This is a genomic window from Photobacterium aquae, assembly GCF_001029445.1.
GTDB lineage: Bacteria > Pseudomonadota > Gammaproteobacteria > Enterobacterales > Vibrionaceae > Photobacterium > Photobacterium aquae.
Window position 1 is genome coordinate 1 of the sequence record NZ_LDOT01000014.1, and the last position, 15311, is coordinate 15311.

Sequence of the window (15311 nt, forward strand, 5' to 3'; positions counted from 1 at the left end):
GATAAGCCGGGCGCGGTGGTGAACTGGGAAGACTTAACAGGGACGACCGACAATATGACAACCGGACAACCGCGGGGTATCCGCAACAACAACCCACTAAATATTGAGTTCAGCACCCGCAACAACTGGCGCGGCCAAGTGGGCAGCGATGGCCGTTTTTCCATCTTCGAAGATGACAAATGGGGCTTTCGTGCCGGTGCCAGGATCCTTCGCAGCTACCAAAAACGCGGGATCAACACCATTCACAGCATCGTGCACACGTTTGCACCCAGCCATGAAAACAACAGCGACCATTATGCCGATATGGTGAGCCGTTGGTCAGGGTACGACAAACACGAGATGGTCGATGTTCGCAACGATACCGTGGCCGCCAAGATCATCAAGGCAATGGCACGGATGGAAGTTGGCAAGAAATACGCCTTCAACGAAATCATGGAAGGAGTCGCACTGGCATGACAACCAAAAAAGCCGTCACTACGGTAGCAATCAGCGTCACGGGCATCGTAATCGGTGCCTATACACTCAAATACCTGCGTAAAAAAGGATGGTTATGATTAATTTCAAGGAATCGAGCACCAAAACAGGCCTGATCTTATTGGGCAGCGTTATCGCTGGCGTTTTTACTGGCAATAGCGAGCTGGTCACCGTGACCGTTGGCGAATCCGGTGCCCAAATTGGCGGAGCCATTCCGGCAGTGGCCGCCGCGATCATCGGCGTGTTTGACACGTTGCGCAAAGAAAAAGACTAGGGGACTTGTGTGGACATTTACCAAACCGTACTGGTTGCCGCCGCCACGGGCTTTTGCTCGGCGTTCGGCACCGGGATTGCCATGAAGACCGATATCGCATGGATTAAGAAGATCATCGAGTCGCATGATTCTCGGTTGAGTAAACTTGAAAAGTAAAATATATACAGCCATTAAATTAGTTTTGTGATTTATTGATCAAAAGCACAAAATAGAAAAAAGGATCATTATATCTCATCATTTTAAGTTACTTTTTATGCGCATGTGATAATGTGCAAAACGTATCACATGCGTAAAAAGCAGCTTTCTTTGGTGAGGTATAATGAAAGTTTATTTTTCTGATTTTTTTGATGTTGATGAAGCGTTAATTGATGCTTATGGTGCATTTAATCCATCTCTCCTTAACGACCTTCCTCTCTTTATTGATCCATTTTTGCTCTACATTAATGATGATGATGAACTGAGAAATCTTCATAATGAAGTTATTAATTATGTTGCATTTCTAAAAGAACAGGCGAATGAAAAGGACATCAATAGTGCAGAACTTCAAGCATGGTTTATGTTCCCAGAAGTAAGACAGAATTGGTTTGGATATAGTGAAGTCGGCTGTGGAGGGCATGGCTTAGGTAAAGATTTTGCTGACTCATTAAACAACAATCTTAATACTATATTTATGGATTTTGGTGACGAAACGGTAACAAAAGAAAGCCACCTAGAGAAATTATGCTTAATTAAAGATGGTGTTGGTAAAGATACAATCAGCGATTTTACTACTAATCTGATTAAACAATTTTTGTTAGAGTACACGCAAAAATTTTCCGCTGAAAATATAGATAAGAAATACCTATCAGCTCATATGGTTAAGAAGGTCTATTTTGATTATGACAAGAAGAAGTGGATGCCAAAGGAGTACATTCTTCCAACATATAATGATGATTTTGTCTTATTGACACCAAAAAGTATCCTGACTAAGGATAAAACGTGGATTAATAAGGCTGATTTGCTAAGCAGATTTGATGGTATTGTAGATGCAATGCCCAATCATGAACTCAGAGAAAAAATTAACGATTATTTGTCGAAATGCTTACCAGAGGATTACAAAAATAGTGATTATAAAGAAGCAATCAAATCGACAATTTCAAAATATCCAGAATATATAGATTATTTTATTAAATCTAAAGAAGATGGATATAAAGAGGCAAGGCTTACAAGTGATGTCAAAGTAGCCGATATTGAAAAACTATACATAGAAAATTTAAGAGAAATCTATAGCCAACTTTCAAAAACAGAATTTTATGACATGTCGAATGAAACATTTGATGAGCTTTATATGAAAGCGCAATTGTTTAAGGATGTCATTGAATCTCGTGGTGGATACAAACTTGTTTTTACTAATCAGTCAAAGATTACGAAAGAAGCTGAGTTGAGATTACTTATAAAATTAGTATTTTTAGCTCAAGTTAAGCATAAATATCAGCTAAATTTAAGCGATAGGCTATCATTTAAGTTGGCAAGTAATCCGGTCCTAAAACAAAGCATTGGAAAAAAACTGAAGGAAGAAGAAGGTCTAGATGATAATGATAAATCAATTTTTGCGATAGTTTTTTATTCAGATAAAGAATTTAATCGTGTTACCAATATCTTGAAAGATCTTAGAGCTTCTTTGTCAAAAACATTATTTATGATAGATGCAAGGCCTTCTGAGTAAATAAAAAGCCCGCATTTGCGGGCTTTTTTGTGTCCAAAGGCGAGGGATACTAGGTGGCATTTCGACGTTTGGCGACTTTCTCTTGGTATTTGCGGTAGGCTTTTTTCTTCTCCTTGCTGATCGTTTCGTGCAATGGCGCATTGATGCGGCGGCCGCCACGGAACGGCAGCGGTGTAACCACATTGCTGCGTACTGGGATATAATCCAGTTCGTAGAGGCGTTTCAGGGCATGGTACTCGTCGTTGCGCAGCACCCAGCCGTCCAATTCCTTGGGACTGAAAACGCGATTCTCCGGGGTGATGATGATGCAGCGGCGTTCGCAGACCCGAAAGCCTTGCCAGCGGGTATCGTCGGGGAAATAGCCACGGGCACGGATGATAAGCAGTTTCTCGGCCATCGGGTTGACATTGATTTGGCCGGTTAGCCAGCGTTTGACGGTGATATCTTTCACGTTGAACCAAGCCGCGCCTTCGGAAATAGACTCGAATTGGCGCCAGAACATTCTAACAAACGGTAAATGCAGCATGATAGACCTCACATTTTTCATCACGGTGTTAATGGTTTTTTCGATTGATGCTCCATAGAACAATTGATGATAACGATTGAGCACGTTTGGCATGTCTCACGCTCATAAATTGCCAAATGGACGTGATTATGTGTACAACAGATGCGAACCCCATGAAAACCCAAGTTGCTAACCTTAACGGACTGTTTCCAGAGCTTTTTATCGTAAAAAACGATTAAGTTTCCCGCGTGACCCAGCCAGCCGCTTTTACCCCAAATTCCGACCCCTTAGTGCGCATTATGTACCTTATGTTAAATAGGATTTGCGGAGGTAATATCTAATCTATGGTTTCTATCTTATTGGTTTATAAGTCACTACCCTTGTTTGCATTGGGATTATGAACACGTATCAACGCTATCCAATTTAACCATAATGCGTATTTACCATAAAGTAGATAATTAGCAGTTTAGTAAATCTGACTTCGCAGGCATTGTCAGTTTTTCGAATCTTCAAATTATCTTAAGAAAAACCCCAAGCTTTTGCCTGGGGTTTCTATTGGCTATCGTTAATAACAGGTTTTGACTCAGCCGCCGGCCAATTTTACTGTGTGGCCTTTTTTCTCTAGTGCAGCTTTGATGACATCACGCTTGTCGCCTTGAATCTCGATAGTGCCATCTTTGACAGAACCGCCACAGCCGCAAACTTTTTTAAGCTCTGCCGCCAACAATTTTAGTTCTGTGTCTTCCATGTCTAGGCCCGTAACAATGCAGACGCCTTTGCCTTTACGACCTTTAGTTTGGCGTTGCACGCGGACGATACCATCACCTTGCGGGCGCTTTGGTGCTGGCTTCTCTTCTTTAATGCGTCCAGTCTCCGTTGAGAATACTAAGCGGCTGTTGTCGTTCATCGATAAAATCTCGTTGGTTTTCTTTGATTTGTGAGCAAGGTAATAACTTCAAGGTTCTCATTTGCGTATTACCCATACCCCAATATTATCAATAATAGGTACTGAAACGGAAACAGTTATGATAAGAAACGTCATTTTCGATTTTGGCGCGGTACTTTTGCACTGGAATCCTAGCAAAATCGTAGAATCATTCACCGAAGACACCAATGAGCGGCAAATACTGCTTAACTATGTCATTCATCACCCCGACTGGCTCGCCCTGGATCGCGGTACGATGTTAATGGCTGAAGTTATCCCTCGCTTTGCGCTACGAACTGGAATGTCTGAAGCGAGGATCGGTGATTTTATTGAACATATTCAGTCTACATTAACGATTATTCCTGAAACCGAAACGCTTGTAGATCAAGTTATTGCGTTAGGTTTTGGTACATATTTCCTTACCAATATGAGCAGTGCCTTCTTTGAAAAACTGAATGAACAGCATAGCTTCTATGTCTGGTTCGATGGCGGCTTGGTATCTGGAAAGGAACTCTTGCTAAAACCCGAGCCTGAAATTTTCAAACGTCTGGCTGAGCGTTTTATGTTGAATCCTGAAGAATCTCTGTTTATCGATGATAGCCCTGCAAACATAACTGCCGCGAAACACCTTGGATTCCAGACTTATCTGTTTACAACGCCAACGATTAGCTGTGAAGCTATTCGTAATTTGCTCAATATTAACTAAAATTTATCTTATTCATCGATTGTTCATGTCTAATTTGACACAATACTCATCGTTATAAAAAGCTACCTCAGGAGTTTTCGTGAAGAAATTTATTTTCCCTGCTTTGTTATTGGCTTCCTTGGTTGGTAGTCCACTGTCTTATGCTGACAACGACAGCAATAAGCAACACGCTGAGAAATCCATCGTCGGGCAAGTTGAAACCATCAAAGTTCATGAACTCGGACTGGATTATCTAGCGCGTATTGATACTGGTGCAGCTACAACATCGATCAATGCTAAAGATATCAAAGTGATCGGTGATGAAAGTGACAGTGAAAACATGAGAGATCATCTTGGTCATACTGTTGAGTTTACGTCAGTAAACGAAAAAGGCGAAGAAGCGCGTTATAAAGGGAAAATTGTTAAAGTAAGCAAAATTCGCAATGCTCAGGGGGTTGAGCGCCGTTATGCGGTGAAAATGGATCTTGGCTGGAATGGCCAGCATAAGCGGGTTAATGTAAACCTAAGAGATCGTAGTAAACTCGATTATAAATTGCTGATTGGCCGCAACTGGCTGATGGGTGACTATATTGTTGACGTTGAAAAGTCAGATGATGAAGATTAACTCGTCTATTGTATCTCTAGATGTGTGAACGTGAAGTTGCTGATATGCATTTATGAAAAACGCCCCTATTGGGCGTTTTTTTATGTTATTTGATGATGGCTGCTTACTTGGTTGGCTCTCTCTCCCACCCTATAAAATCGCTTGCATTACATCGACCTAGACTATTGAGTTGATGTGCATGATATAATTAAGAAAACAAACATTTCTCTGAGGTTCGCGAATGGCGAAACAAATCAGCCCTATCTCTGATCCTATATTAAGTGCTCAAAGCCAAGAGCAATTTCAGCGGCGATTAGAAAATGCTGAAACGATGAATGTGCTCACCCGGGGTCAGTATGCAAAAAATACATTAGTGTCATTTACTAATGATTGGAACAATTTCCTGCAATTTTGCATAGAACAACATGTGTCTGTACTGCCTGCAACAGCAGATACTGTGCATCGCTTTATTGAGAAAATGGCTGATTCGCGGAAGCTAGCAAGCCTAAAGCGTTACGTGGTAACCATTTCACTGGTTCACAGGTGCCATTCCCTGCCCGACCCTTGCGCGAAGTCAGAGATACGGTTGGCAATGCGAAAGCAACAAACAGATAAACATAGCGATCAACAAAATGCCGCTGCGTTCCGCGATGAACACCTACAGCAATTACTGAGTGTTTATGATGTTGCGACGAAAGCTAAGGATGTTCGTGACTGTGCGATTTGGGCAGTCATGTTTGAAGGTATGCTCAAGCGTAGCGAATTAGCAGCACTGTGTGTCGATGATCTTTTCATACATGATGATGGGCTTATTGATATTAGTGTAGGCAATCATACAATTGCACTTAGCAACGTGTCGTCAAAGGCCCTACAACGGTGGCTTGTTATCGGTGCCATTTTTGATGATGTTGTATTTCGTCGAATTGACCGTCACGGTAATGTTGGGGACAAGGCGATGGATCACTCTTCTATTTACCGTGTTTTTCGTAGAGCCAGCAGTGAGCTTGGCTTATCAGATAATGAACTATTCTCAGGTCAATCACCACGAGTGGGAGCATCAAAAGATTTGGCCGATGCCGGGTTATCTTTATCTGATATTCAAGAGCAAGGACGATGGAAGAGCCCTGCTATGCCGGCTCAGTACATAGGTAAATCGGATAAGCACGATCAGGAAATTAAGAAGTACGTGAAAGACAAACCTTGGGAGCGCTAATTTTGTAAGGTGCGATGATTGTTTGTTTTAATACTAAATATAAAGTTATAGTGCACTAGGATAATATGACTATTGTTTTCTATTTCTTCATTGATAATTACTGCGGTGAATCCCCCCAATGATCATGGGTAAATCCCGACTCATCTATAGGTTGGGTAATCCGCTCAAACAATTCAATCAAAGGTGATAAATCCCCAAAATACCCTTTTTGATTGGCGTTAACCCATTCATCTAGTTGGATATTTTCCCAGCAGACTTCATAGCCGGCATTAATCGCTAATATTTCAAAAAAGATCCGCTGTACTCTTCCATTTCCCTCTCGAAATGGATGAACGACATTCAGTTCACAGTAATAATGAGCAATACGTTCTATGAATGAACTCAGCGATAAACCTTGCAGGTAATCTTCATTAGCCAGTGCCGTCAGTAATTTATCGGTTTCTTTTTCTATATTCACCCAATGGCAGAACCTTGTCTCCCCTTTGGTAATATCAACCTGCCTGATTTTCCCGGCCCAAGCGTAGAGGTCTTGAAAAAGTGTGTAATGAATTTGTTTGAGGTAATCGAGGCTAAACCGATCAAAATCCGGTACGAAGTGTTCTGCTCGTACTCGGGTAAAGTCTCGCTCAGCCCGTTCGAGCTCCTGCTCGTCATGAATAGCAAGCAGATTTTTGAGTACCGTAGATCCCGGATAACAATCGGGATCGTGTTCAACGCCGTACTTATCGCTCATATTGCTTCTTCAGATTGGCTATCTGTTCAGCTTCAGTATCGCCTTTGACAGTCGCCTGCTCTGCCATAATCTCTATGCCTTCAAGTTTCAAACTGGCTCTATAATTACGAGCCTGCAATTGTTTGAAGCGGGCCTGTTTCTGCTGTTCTGTTAACATTTTAGCCTGTCTAATCGCTCTATGCCGTATTGAGTATACCTAGAAATGAAAAAGCCGGGTATCACACCCGGCTTTTCTATTTTTATGCTTTACATCCCAAGCGAATGGCTTGCTCTAGGAAGGCCTTAAAATCATGGCCATGATGCGCCAGCATCTTAGGGAACATTGAAATCGGTGTCATACCAGGAAAGGTATTGATTTCATTAAGCAAAATTTCACCATCTTCACTCATGAAGAAATCAATACGAGACAGATCCTTAAGCTTCATATGAACAAACGCTTTACGAGCATAGGTTCGCATTGCTTCAATCTCATCCGCTGTCAGATTACCAGCTTCAACGGAAGTTGTAGAAGCACTTGCCGCGCTGTATTTTTCTTCATAGCTGTAGAACTTGTCTTCTGGACAAGATACCTCACCCGGCTTGGTGATCACCAATTCGTCGCCGTACTGGTAGGCCGCAATCTCAAGCTCGCGAGGTTTGATCGCTTTCTCAATCAACACTTGGTCTGAGTATGTAAATGCGTCATCGACAGCCTTTGCCAACTCTGCCTTTTCTGTGACACGGTAACAACCTACAGATGAGCCTTGGCAGGCTGCCTTCACGAACACTTTGCCCCAAGTATCAAAGGCTTCTTCAGCTTGCTGATGAGCCTCTGCACTGTTTTCGCTCAAGAATACGTACGGTGTGTTTGGAATACCTAACGCATCAAACCACAATTTAGTGGTGATTTTGTTGAAGCAGTTTGTGCTGGCTTCAGCACCACAACCTAAATATGGCAAACCCGCCATATCCAAAAACGACTGTAGATCACCAGTCTCGCCAGGGAAACCGTGTACACATGGGATAACGTAATCAACAATGCTGCTATTAGTACCCTGTACCAAGGTGCGATCCAAATTCAATCGACACAACTCACCGTCAGCGTTCATCCATCCCTTATCGTTCATTTCGATACGGGTATAGTGGATACCTTCAATCTCTTGAAGCTGTTGTTCGATGTAGTTGGCGGATACCAATGATACTTCGTGTTCAGCACTACCGCCGCCACACAGGAGTAATACGTGGATTGAGCTCATTATCATCCCTTGTTGTTATTCACTGACTACCGCAGCCAGCTAAATCAATATTTTCTCTATAGTAATAAAAAACTGGGGTTGCTTGCATCTAATATCTAGTTTATTAGTGATTTCTTTCGTCTTTTTGCCACTGATTAGTTTATATATCCATCAATGTAAAAAACCGTGAGACAATAGCTCACGGTTTTAACATGATTTGCCAGAATCGCCGTTAGTAACTACGCCGTTTCGACAGCGAATTGATCTCGGGTTCGATTGGCATAGGCAACCAAAGATAACATGACCGGCACTTCAACCAAGACCCCGACCACGGTAGCCAACGCTGCACCAGAATGTATACCGAACAGACTGATCGCCACGGCGACTGCCAATTCAAAGAAATTAGATGCTCCAATCATCGCACCGGGTGCCGCCACTTTATGCGGCTGCTTCCACTTTTTCATCCACACATAGGTTACAGCAAAAATCAGGTACGTTTGAATAAGAAGCGGAATAGCAATCAGTACAATATCTACAGGGTTAGCAATAATAGTTTCAGCCTGAAAACCAAATAATAAAATCACCGTCCCTACCAGACCAATAATTGAGAAAGGCTTCAATTTCGCTGATAGCGTTCCCAACTTCTGCTGATTACAAACAAAATGACGCGTCATAGCACCGGCGACTAACGGGATCACCACGAACAATGAGACAGATAACAACAGGGTATCCCACGGCACGGTAACATCCGTAACACCAAGCAAGAAAGCAGCAATCGGAGCGAACGCCACGACCATAATCAAGTCATTCAGGGCAACTTGAACAACGGTATAGTTGGCATCGCCTTTAGTTAACTGGCTCCAGACAAAAACCATCGCTGTACAAGGAGCAACGCCTAGCAAAATCATCCCGGCAATATATTGCTCACCGAGATCTGGGGTTATCCAAGGGCCAAATATATAGCGCATGAACAACACCGCCAAAAGTGCCATAGTGAATGGTTTGACCAACCAGTTAATCACTATCGTGACAACTAGCCCTTTAGGCCGCCGGTGAATTTGCTTTATCGATGAAAAATCCACCTGCATCATCATTGGATATATCATCAGCCAAATTAATACCGCGATGACCATGTTGATCTGCGCATATTGCAAGCTACCCAGAAATGAAAATACCTCAGGGAACATCACCCCACCGGTTATACCCAGTAGCATTCCCAAACCAACCCATACGCTCAAAAATCGTTCAAAAACACCCATATTTTGGGCTCCTCTCTCATTTTTAGGGTGCAAGAAGCCAACAAGCACTATCGAAGTTTTAGCGCCTGTTTATCTTCTGCAGTTCTTACCTACAACCTGTTACTGTCAACCAGATTCAGGCAAGGCCACTGTATTCTTGCTAGATGTCACTTTTCACAGCAGTGATCTGCATCGGTTTTTAAATGGCTAGGATGGCATTGCTCTGACGTATCATCGCCACAGCACTCTTCAGTTAGGTAACCTATCAGTTCCATCATTACCGGGATATTGGCCCGATAGCGTTGAAAACGCCCCTGCTGTTCAACCGAGACTAATCCCGCATGAAGCATAGCTTTTAAATGAAAAGACAAAGAGTTAGGCGCAACATCCATCTGTTTCGCCATTTCCCCAGCGACTAAACCGGTTTTTCCTGCCTTCACCAATAACCGCCATGCATCCAAACGTATGCCTGATGATAGTGAATCGAATATTACTGTTGCTTGGTCTCTGTTCATAAGTTCAATATTACAAGAATTATTGAAATGATCAAGGTTGGAACTGAAATTTCCAGAAATATAGAAATTAATTACACAGCAATGACGATAAATGCGTTGTGACAAATACAAAAAAGCACCGCCTTAGCGGTGCTTGTCCTATTCACAATGAACAGTTAATTCATGCGAGTCAGTGTTGGTGAGTTAGATGAGCTGATCTCTTCTAAACTGCGAATAAATGGTCCCGTTTCACGAACGGATTGTGGTAAGGCTTTTAATGCATTACGCGCTTGGTCTTTCGTCGCGAACTGACCATATAGCAAGGTATACCAAGGCGCACCCTTCAGATCCTTCTCATTCATCCATACAGGTTGCCCCAAAGGAAGATTCTTCATATAAGAAACAAATCCTTTATTATGGCTTAAAGCAAGTACCTGAATAGTATAACCAGAGTGCGTTTCAGCCTGCTGTTGTGGTACGGTTTCTACAGGCGTTATAACCTCTTCTTCCGTTACAACCTCTTCAACAACAGTCGATGGTGGTGCTGTCTGCACGATATCTGTATCAACGGCTTCCTGCGAACCAATAATTGCTTCTTGTTGCTCATCACTGTACGTCATTTCTGATGTAGACGACAATAGCTGAGTCTGGTCATCTGAAGCACATCCAGCCAGGACCGCAGCCACAGCGAGTACGGCTATTTTTTTCATTGTTAATCTGCCAAATAAAAACGATTTACCTTCTCGTCCATCCCCACTTTTACTCATAACACCATGTATCACAAGTGATCTCCATACTTGGAAATCAAGACAGGTTTGAACTTACCTTTATATTCCCGAGTCAGTTCAAAAAATACCACAGATGTTTACACTACGGACTCATTGAAATAGCTTGGCAACCTACATTTTGCCGTCACTTTTTAACCCATTCAACCCTAACCTTTATATAGATCAATAACTATCAGCTCATTGTCACAAGAAAACAGCGTAAAATAGGCCAATCATGGTCACCTACTTGGAGAAAACTATGGCCGATCCTCACATTCAGTGCGAATTGGACTTCCTTGATAAACTCACAGTCTTACTCTATCGCTCTGCGCTTACTGCCTCGGCTGGTATCCTCTCAATTTTGGCATGGGAAACCCAAGCCGCGACAACAGCCTTGGTCATTGCAGCGTTACTCGCCACCACCACGGTACATATCTACGACAAACGCTTCCGCTGGCTAATTCTGGGTAGCGCATTGTTTGCTACCTGCTGGCAATTGATGGGCTTATGGTCTCCGCTAGCAATGGGTGCGGCCCTGTTTGCGTTTAGTGCACTGACAATCAAAGAGTACTTCTGCTTCCAGTTAAAGGCTCTGTTAGTGACCCCTGTCGCTTTGGGTGGTTTCTGGTTCTGCTATGTGTTCGACCAACAGCAAATCAGTATCGCTTTCAGCATGACGGGTGCGATTTTGCTGGCGGTTGCTGCCTTTTCAAAATGGCGCATGCCTTTGCATTACGACATCGGTGATAAATCCCGATACCAAATCTAACCGATAAAGGCACGGTCTCCGTGCCTTTTTCTTACCCATGCCGTCCACGATTCATCCCCCGCCTCCGCCTATTCATCTGAAAACAGCGCATGATCACAGCTCCTACACCTGCCTCAGACAGACAAAACAAGAATGGTTACACTGAATTCAGAGAGTTCGAACAGGAAAGGGATAATAACGATGGTAGGCATAGCAAAACTACTTAAACCCAAGTCGATCTGTGTCATCGGCGCATCAGACAACCCGACCCGAGCTGGATATGTCGTGATGCGTAATCTGCTGACCGGCTCTTTCAATGGCCCGATCATGCCAGTGACCCCTAAGTATGATGCTGTTGCTGGCGTTCTGGCTTATCCAACCATTGATAGCCTACCCCGTATCCCAGATCTCGCCATCGTCTGTACCCATGCCCAGCGCAATACTGAGATTATTCGCCAACTTGGCCACAAGGGCGTTAAAGTAGCCATCGTTCTTGCGGCTGGCATGAACCTGATAATCCGAGACGGTAAAACCGAAGAACAGCATATGTTCGAGGCCGCCAGACAATTCGGCATGCGTCTGGTTGGCCCCAATAGCATGGGATTAATTCTGCCTTGGCTCAATGTCAATGCTTCGTTTTCTCCTATTGCAGCCAACCGGGGCAATATCGCGTTTATCTCGCAGTCTGCAGCCGTATGTACAACCATTCTTGACTGGGCACAAAGCAAAAACATCGGCTTTTCAACCTTTTTATCCTTGGGTGATGCATGTGATGTCCATTTTCCCGAGCTACTTGATACCTTGTGCCGCGATAGTAAGACCGAGGCCATTCTGCTTTACGTCGACTCGGTTACCGATGCGCGCCGTTTCATGTCAGCAGCTAGGGCCGCTGCTCGCAACCGCCGTATTCTAGTGGTGAAAAGTGGCCGCACCAAAGCCGGTAGTGCCGCTGCACATTTGCATACAGGGGGCGAACCGGGACTAGATGCCATCTACGATGCCGCCATTCGCCGATCGGGGATGCTTAGGGTCAACGATACCCACGAATTATTTGCCGCTGTTGAAACATTGGCCCACTCCGTACCACTACGAGGTGAGCGTTTGGCGATCCTGACCAACGGTGGTGGACCTGCGATCATGGCTGTCGATACGTTGTCTGACCGCGGCGGGAAACTCGCGACCCTCAGTGCAGAGACCATCGAGAAGCTTTCAGCCGTATTGCCGAGCAGTTGGTCAAAATCCAACCCTATCGATATCATTGGCGATGCCTCAATAGAGCGTTACGAACAAGCCGTAAAAATCCTGCTCGATAGCGACGACTTCGATGCCCTGCTGGTCATGCACTCTCCTTCGGCTATTGCCCATAGCAAAGAGACAGCCGAAAAGTTAGTCGATGTACTCAAACTGCACCCTCGCAGCAAGCGATTCAATATACTAACTAACTGGTCAGGAGAAGGAGCTGCCACAAAAGCCCGGCAAATTTTCACTGCAGCGGGCTATCCGGCCTATCGCACCCCAGAAAGTGCTGTATCAGCCTTCATGCATTTAGTGGAATACCGCCGAAACCAAAAGCAACTCATGGAAACGCCGATATCACACGGAATGATTCAAGCTAATCCACGCCATGTTCACGATGTTGTGAATCATTTACTGGCACAGGGGATCACACAGCTAGAAACCCACGAGGTCAGGCCGGTATTGGAAAGCTATGGTTTTGATACCCTACCAACCTGGATTGCCGATGACCCGGCTGAAGCTGCTCAGATTGCCGAGCAAATTGGCTACCCCGTAGCCGTTAAACTGCGATCACCGGATATTCCCCATAAATCTGCCGTGCATGGTGTGCTGCTTCACCTTCGGACAGCCGAAGAAGTCGCCAATGGCGCACAGGCCATCCTTGATCGAGTATCACTCAACTTTCCAGATGCCAAAATAGACGGCTTATTGGTACAACGGATGGCGCGTCGCACCGGGGCACAGTCGCTGAGAATTTCCGTTCATAATGATCCTACTTTCGGCCCGGTGATCTTACTGGGTGAAGATGGCGCACAATGGGATATCCACAAAGATGCCGCTGTTGGTATCCCACCGTTGAATATGGCGCTGGCTCGCTACATGGTGATCAATGCAATCAAAACAGGGAAAATTCGCCTACGGAACATGCCAGAAGGCCTTGATATTCCTGCCCTGTGCCAATTGCTGGTCAAAATTTCTCAGCTGATTATCGATTGTCCGGAAATAGAAACCTTTGATATCCACCCGCTACTTGCGGCTGGCAAAGAAATGACTGTTATCGATGCCTCGATGACCATTCGTCCTTTTAACCAAGACCCGCATCAACGGCTCGCGATCCGCCCTTATCCCAAAGAGTTCGAAGAGGAGGTCATCTTAAAAGACGGCTCTAGTATCTTGCTTCGGCCTATTTTGCCGGAAGACGAGCCCAAACATGCCGAGTTCGTTTCCAGAGTATCCGTTGATGATCTTTACAAACGCTTCTTCTCTGATGTTGGCGAACTTAAGCATGAGGCACTGGCAAACCTTACCCAAATCGATTACGACCGGGAAATGGCATTTGTTGCAGTAAAACGCACGCCACCAGCCACCAGCATCGATAAAGACAAAGAGGATCAATCAAGCGATGATACTGAAACCATTATCGGGGTAACCCGAGCGCTGTCCGATCCTGATAATATCGACGCTGAATTTGCCATATTGGTTCGCTCCGATCTCAAAGGCATTGGATTGGGACGAATACTGATGACAAAAATCATCAATTACTGCCGCGAACGCGGACTAAAACGGATCACTGGAATGACGATGCCAGCAAACCGCGGGATGATCATGCTAGCCCAAAAAGTCGGTTTTGAAATAGACATCCAAATGGAAGATGGCGTGGTTGAAATGCAACTTCCATTAACTAAGCAAACTGCATCTGATAGTGCTTAATCCGCTAAAAGATCCAATAGGCACCTTATACGAGCCACTATATGCTCTAATCAAACAACGATCTGGGCACTATCATCGTGATGTTAGATCAAGATTACCAAAAGAAAATCTTGCAATGAGAAAAATCAAAGCGTTAAATTCAGAGAATAAACGACGAAGATAATCCTTACTTATCTAAAACTTCTGAATATATGGGTGCTGGAGTCAATAACAATGTCAATTAAAGATGAGTATTATCTTTTTTCAAGTGACTACTCTAAAGTAAATTTTGTTGTGAACATGAATGATAGTCGGAGACTTGGGATCTTACGAGATCAACCGATATCAACAACAATACCGGCTAGTTTCGAATGCAAAAGCCTAACTACGTTTAAACCGATAGAAGCTAAATTCGATATCGCCGCTTTCGGTAAAATCCTCTTTGATATGGATTATGCCAAAGCGTTGGTCGAGCTAGATCTGCATAAGAACTCTCTCGTTCCCGCAAAAATTATAGATAAAGAATATCTGTACCTTCACTGCTATAACATCATTAACATTCTTGATGATGAAGAAGGCTTTGACTTTGATAAACTAAGCGACATTCCCCAAGAAAATAGATTGGTTTTCAGACCATCATTTGAATCCGTCATCATTTTCTTCCATAAGTCTGTTATTGACGCAATTGAAGCTATTAAGACACCCTCTTTTGCAAAATCAATTAAAGTCTCTGATTGGACGTTAGAATCGGAAATGTCATAAAGGTTAATGCATACACCACCGATCAAACAGATTTGGTGGTGTAAC

At 43.9% G+C, this 15311-nt stretch carries 18 protein-coding genes; 10 read left to right on the forward strand and 8 right to left on the reverse strand.

The window, feature by feature from the left end:
- The 4 genes from ABT56_RS24185 to ABT56_RS11535 form a co-directional block, all read left to right on the forward strand.
- A partial coding sequence (locus tag ABT56_RS24185; protein WP_053062459.1) for a hypothetical protein occupies window positions 1–456 on the forward strand: 456 nt, incomplete at its 5' end.
- A gap of 94 nt (window positions 457–550) precedes the next feature.
- Window positions 551–748: a hypothetical protein gene (locus tag ABT56_RS11530; RefSeq protein ID WP_047881201.1), complete on the forward strand. Its 198-nt coding sequence runs from the start codon at window positions 551–553 to the stop codon at window positions 746–748.
- Between the two features lie 9 nt (window positions 749–757).
- Complete coding sequence (locus ABT56_RS23915; protein ID WP_157037832.1) at window positions 758–904, forward strand: hypothetical protein; 147 nt, start codon at window positions 758–760, stop codon at window positions 902–904.
- A 163-nt stretch (window positions 905–1067) separates the two neighbouring features.
- Window positions 1068–2453, forward strand: coding sequence for a hypothetical protein (locus tag ABT56_RS11535; protein WP_047879034.1), 1386 nt, complete (start codon window positions 1068–1070; stop codon window positions 2451–2453).
- Between the two features lie 49 nt (window positions 2454–2502).
- Here ABT56_RS11535 and ABT56_RS11540 read toward each other — a convergent pair whose 3' ends face one another.
- Together ABT56_RS11540 and yciH are read right to left on the reverse strand one after the other, a co-directional pair.
- A complete protein-coding gene (locus ABT56_RS11540; RefSeq protein ID WP_047879153.1) occupies window positions 2503–2979 on the reverse strand; it encodes a phage protein in 477 nt (158 codons plus the stop codon).
- Window positions 2980–3541: 562 nt separating this feature from the next.
- Window positions 3542–3865 (reverse strand): stress response translation initiation inhibitor YciH, encoded by a 324-nt coding sequence (yciH, locus tag ABT56_RS11545; protein ID WP_047879035.1) that lies wholly within the window; start codon window positions 3863–3865, stop codon window positions 3542–3544.
- A gap of 118 nt (window positions 3866–3983) precedes the next feature.
- On the opposite strand from yciH, the gene ABT56_RS11550 reads away from it, so the two are divergent.
- The 3 genes from ABT56_RS11550 to ABT56_RS11560 all read left to right on the forward strand — a co-directional run bounded on the left by ABT56_RS11550 (window position 3984) and on the right by ABT56_RS11560 (window position 6385).
- A complete protein-coding gene (locus tag ABT56_RS11550) occupies window positions 3984–4589 on the forward strand; it encodes an HAD family hydrolase (protein ID WP_047879036.1) in 606 nt (201 codons plus the stop codon).
- Window positions 4590–4668: 79 nt separating this feature from the next.
- The gene (locus ABT56_RS11555; protein WP_047879037.1) at window positions 4669–5193 is read left to right on the forward strand and encodes an ATP-dependent zinc protease family protein; all 525 of its coding nucleotides are present in this window, start codon (window positions 4669–4671) and stop codon (window positions 5191–5193) included.
- A gap of 220 nt (window positions 5194–5413) precedes the next feature.
- Window positions 5414–6385, forward strand: coding sequence for a tyrosine-type recombinase/integrase (locus ABT56_RS11560; RefSeq protein WP_047879038.1), 972 nt, complete (start codon window positions 5414–5416; stop codon window positions 6383–6385).
- Between the two features lie 97 nt (window positions 6386–6482).
- Here ABT56_RS11560 and ABT56_RS11565 read toward each other — a convergent pair whose 3' ends face one another.
- The 6 genes from ABT56_RS11565 to ABT56_RS11585 all read right to left on the reverse strand — a co-directional run bounded on the left by ABT56_RS11565 (window position 6483) and on the right by ABT56_RS11585 (window position 10831).
- Complete coding sequence (locus ABT56_RS11565) at window positions 6483–7118, reverse strand: putative adenosine monophosphate-protein transferase Fic (RefSeq protein ID WP_047879039.1); 636 nt, start codon at window positions 7116–7118, stop codon at window positions 6483–6485.
- On the reverse strand, window positions 7108–7275 hold the full coding sequence (locus tag ABT56_RS23575; protein ID WP_084722227.1) for a YhfG family protein: 168 nt from the start codon (window positions 7273–7275) through the stop codon (window positions 7108–7110). The genes ABT56_RS11565 and ABT56_RS23575 overlap by 11 nt, the downstream gene beginning before the upstream one ends.
- Window positions 7276–7357: 82 nt before the next feature.
- Window positions 7358–8353, reverse strand: coding sequence for a D-alanine--D-alanine ligase (locus ABT56_RS11570; RefSeq protein WP_047879040.1), 996 nt, complete (start codon window positions 8351–8353; stop codon window positions 7358–7360).
- Between the two features lie 218 nt (window positions 8354–8571).
- Entirely contained in the window at window positions 8572–9591 is a 1020-nt protein-coding gene (arsB, locus tag ABT56_RS11575; RefSeq protein WP_047879041.1) for an ACR3 family arsenite efflux transporter, read from the reverse strand.
- A gap of 146 nt (window positions 9592–9737) precedes the next feature.
- Window positions 9738–10196, reverse strand: a complete 459-nt coding sequence (locus ABT56_RS11580; RefSeq protein WP_420835126.1) for an ArsR/SmtB family transcription factor — start codon at window positions 10194–10196, stop codon at window positions 9738–9740.
- Between the two features lie 44 nt (window positions 10197–10240).
- Window positions 10241–10831, reverse strand: a complete 591-nt coding sequence (locus ABT56_RS11585) for an SPOR domain-containing protein (protein WP_240478299.1) — start codon at window positions 10829–10831, stop codon at window positions 10241–10243.
- Between the two features lie 259 nt (window positions 10832–11090).
- Here ABT56_RS11585 and ABT56_RS11590 point away from each other — a divergent pair, with 259 nt between their 5' ends.
- The 3 genes from ABT56_RS11590 to ABT56_RS11600 all read left to right on the forward strand — a co-directional run bounded on the left by ABT56_RS11590 (window position 11091) and on the right by ABT56_RS11600 (window position 15266).
- Window positions 11091–11600: a DUF2301 domain-containing membrane protein gene (locus tag ABT56_RS11590; protein ID WP_047879044.1), complete on the forward strand. Its 510-nt coding sequence runs from the start codon at window positions 11091–11093 to the stop codon at window positions 11598–11600.
- A 180-nt stretch (window positions 11601–11780) separates the two neighbouring features.
- Window positions 11781–14525 carry a bifunctional acetate--CoA ligase family protein/GNAT family N-acetyltransferase gene (locus ABT56_RS11595; RefSeq protein WP_047879045.1) on the forward strand — a complete coding sequence of 915 codons (2745 nt, stop codon included), beginning with the start codon at window positions 11781–11783 and terminating at the stop codon, window positions 14523–14525.
- Between the two features lie 213 nt (window positions 14526–14738).
- Window positions 14739–15266: a hypothetical protein gene (locus ABT56_RS11600; RefSeq protein ID WP_047879046.1), complete on the forward strand. Its 528-nt coding sequence runs from the start codon at window positions 14739–14741 to the stop codon at window positions 15264–15266.
- The last annotated feature ends 45 nt before the right edge of the window (window positions 15267–15311 follow it).

What these genes read in the sequence shown, in the direction of transcription:
- arsB (WP_047879041.1), bottom strand. Translation starts at nt 9,591, where the DNA reads ATGGGTGTTTTTGAACGATTTTTGAGCGTATGGGTTGGTTTGGGAATG.
- ABT56_RS11550 (WP_047879036.1), top strand. Translation starts at nt 3,984, where the DNA reads ATGATAAGAAACGTCATTTTCGATTTTGGCGCGGTACTTTTGCACTGG.
- ABT56_RS11585 (WP_240478299.1), bottom strand. Translation starts at nt 10,831, where the DNA reads ATGAGTAAAAGTGGGGATGGACGAGAAGGTAAATCGTTTTTATTTGGC.
- ABT56_RS23575 (WP_084722227.1), bottom strand. Translation starts at nt 7,275, where the DNA reads ATGTTAACAGAACAGCAGAAACAGGCCCGCTTCAAACAATTGCAGGCT.
- ABT56_RS11560 (WP_047879038.1), top strand. Translation starts at nt 5,414, where the DNA reads ATGGCGAAACAAATCAGCCCTATCTCTGATCCTATATTAAGTGCTCAA.
- ABT56_RS11535 (WP_047879034.1), top strand. Translation starts at nt 1,068, where the DNA reads ATGAAAGTTTATTTTTCTGATTTTTTTGATGTTGATGAAGCGTTAATT.
- ABT56_RS11565 (WP_047879039.1), bottom strand. Translation starts at nt 7,118, where the DNA reads ATGAGCGATAAGTACGGCGTTGAACACGATCCCGATTGTTATCCGGGA.
- ABT56_RS11590 (WP_047879044.1), top strand. Translation starts at nt 11,091, where the DNA reads ATGGCCGATCCTCACATTCAGTGCGAATTGGACTTCCTTGATAAACTC.
- ABT56_RS11540 (WP_047879153.1), bottom strand. Translation starts at nt 2,979, where the DNA reads ATGCTGCATTTACCGTTTGTTAGAATGTTCTGGCGCCAATTCGAGTCT.
- yciH (WP_047879035.1), bottom strand. Translation starts at nt 3,865, where the DNA reads ATGAACGACAACAGCCGCTTAGTATTCTCAACGGAGACTGGACGCATT.
- ABT56_RS11570 (WP_047879040.1), bottom strand. Translation starts at nt 8,353, where the DNA reads ATGAGCTCAATCCACGTATTACTCCTGTGTGGCGGCGGTAGTGCTGAA.
- ABT56_RS11530 (WP_047881201.1), top strand. Translation starts at nt 551, where the DNA reads ATGATTAATTTCAAGGAATCGAGCACCAAAACAGGCCTGATCTTATTG.
- ABT56_RS11595 (WP_047879045.1), top strand. Translation starts at nt 11,781, where the DNA reads ATGGTAGGCATAGCAAAACTACTTAAACCCAAGTCGATCTGTGTCATC.
- ABT56_RS11600 (WP_047879046.1), top strand. Translation starts at nt 14,739, where the DNA reads ATGTCAATTAAAGATGAGTATTATCTTTTTTCAAGTGACTACTCTAAA.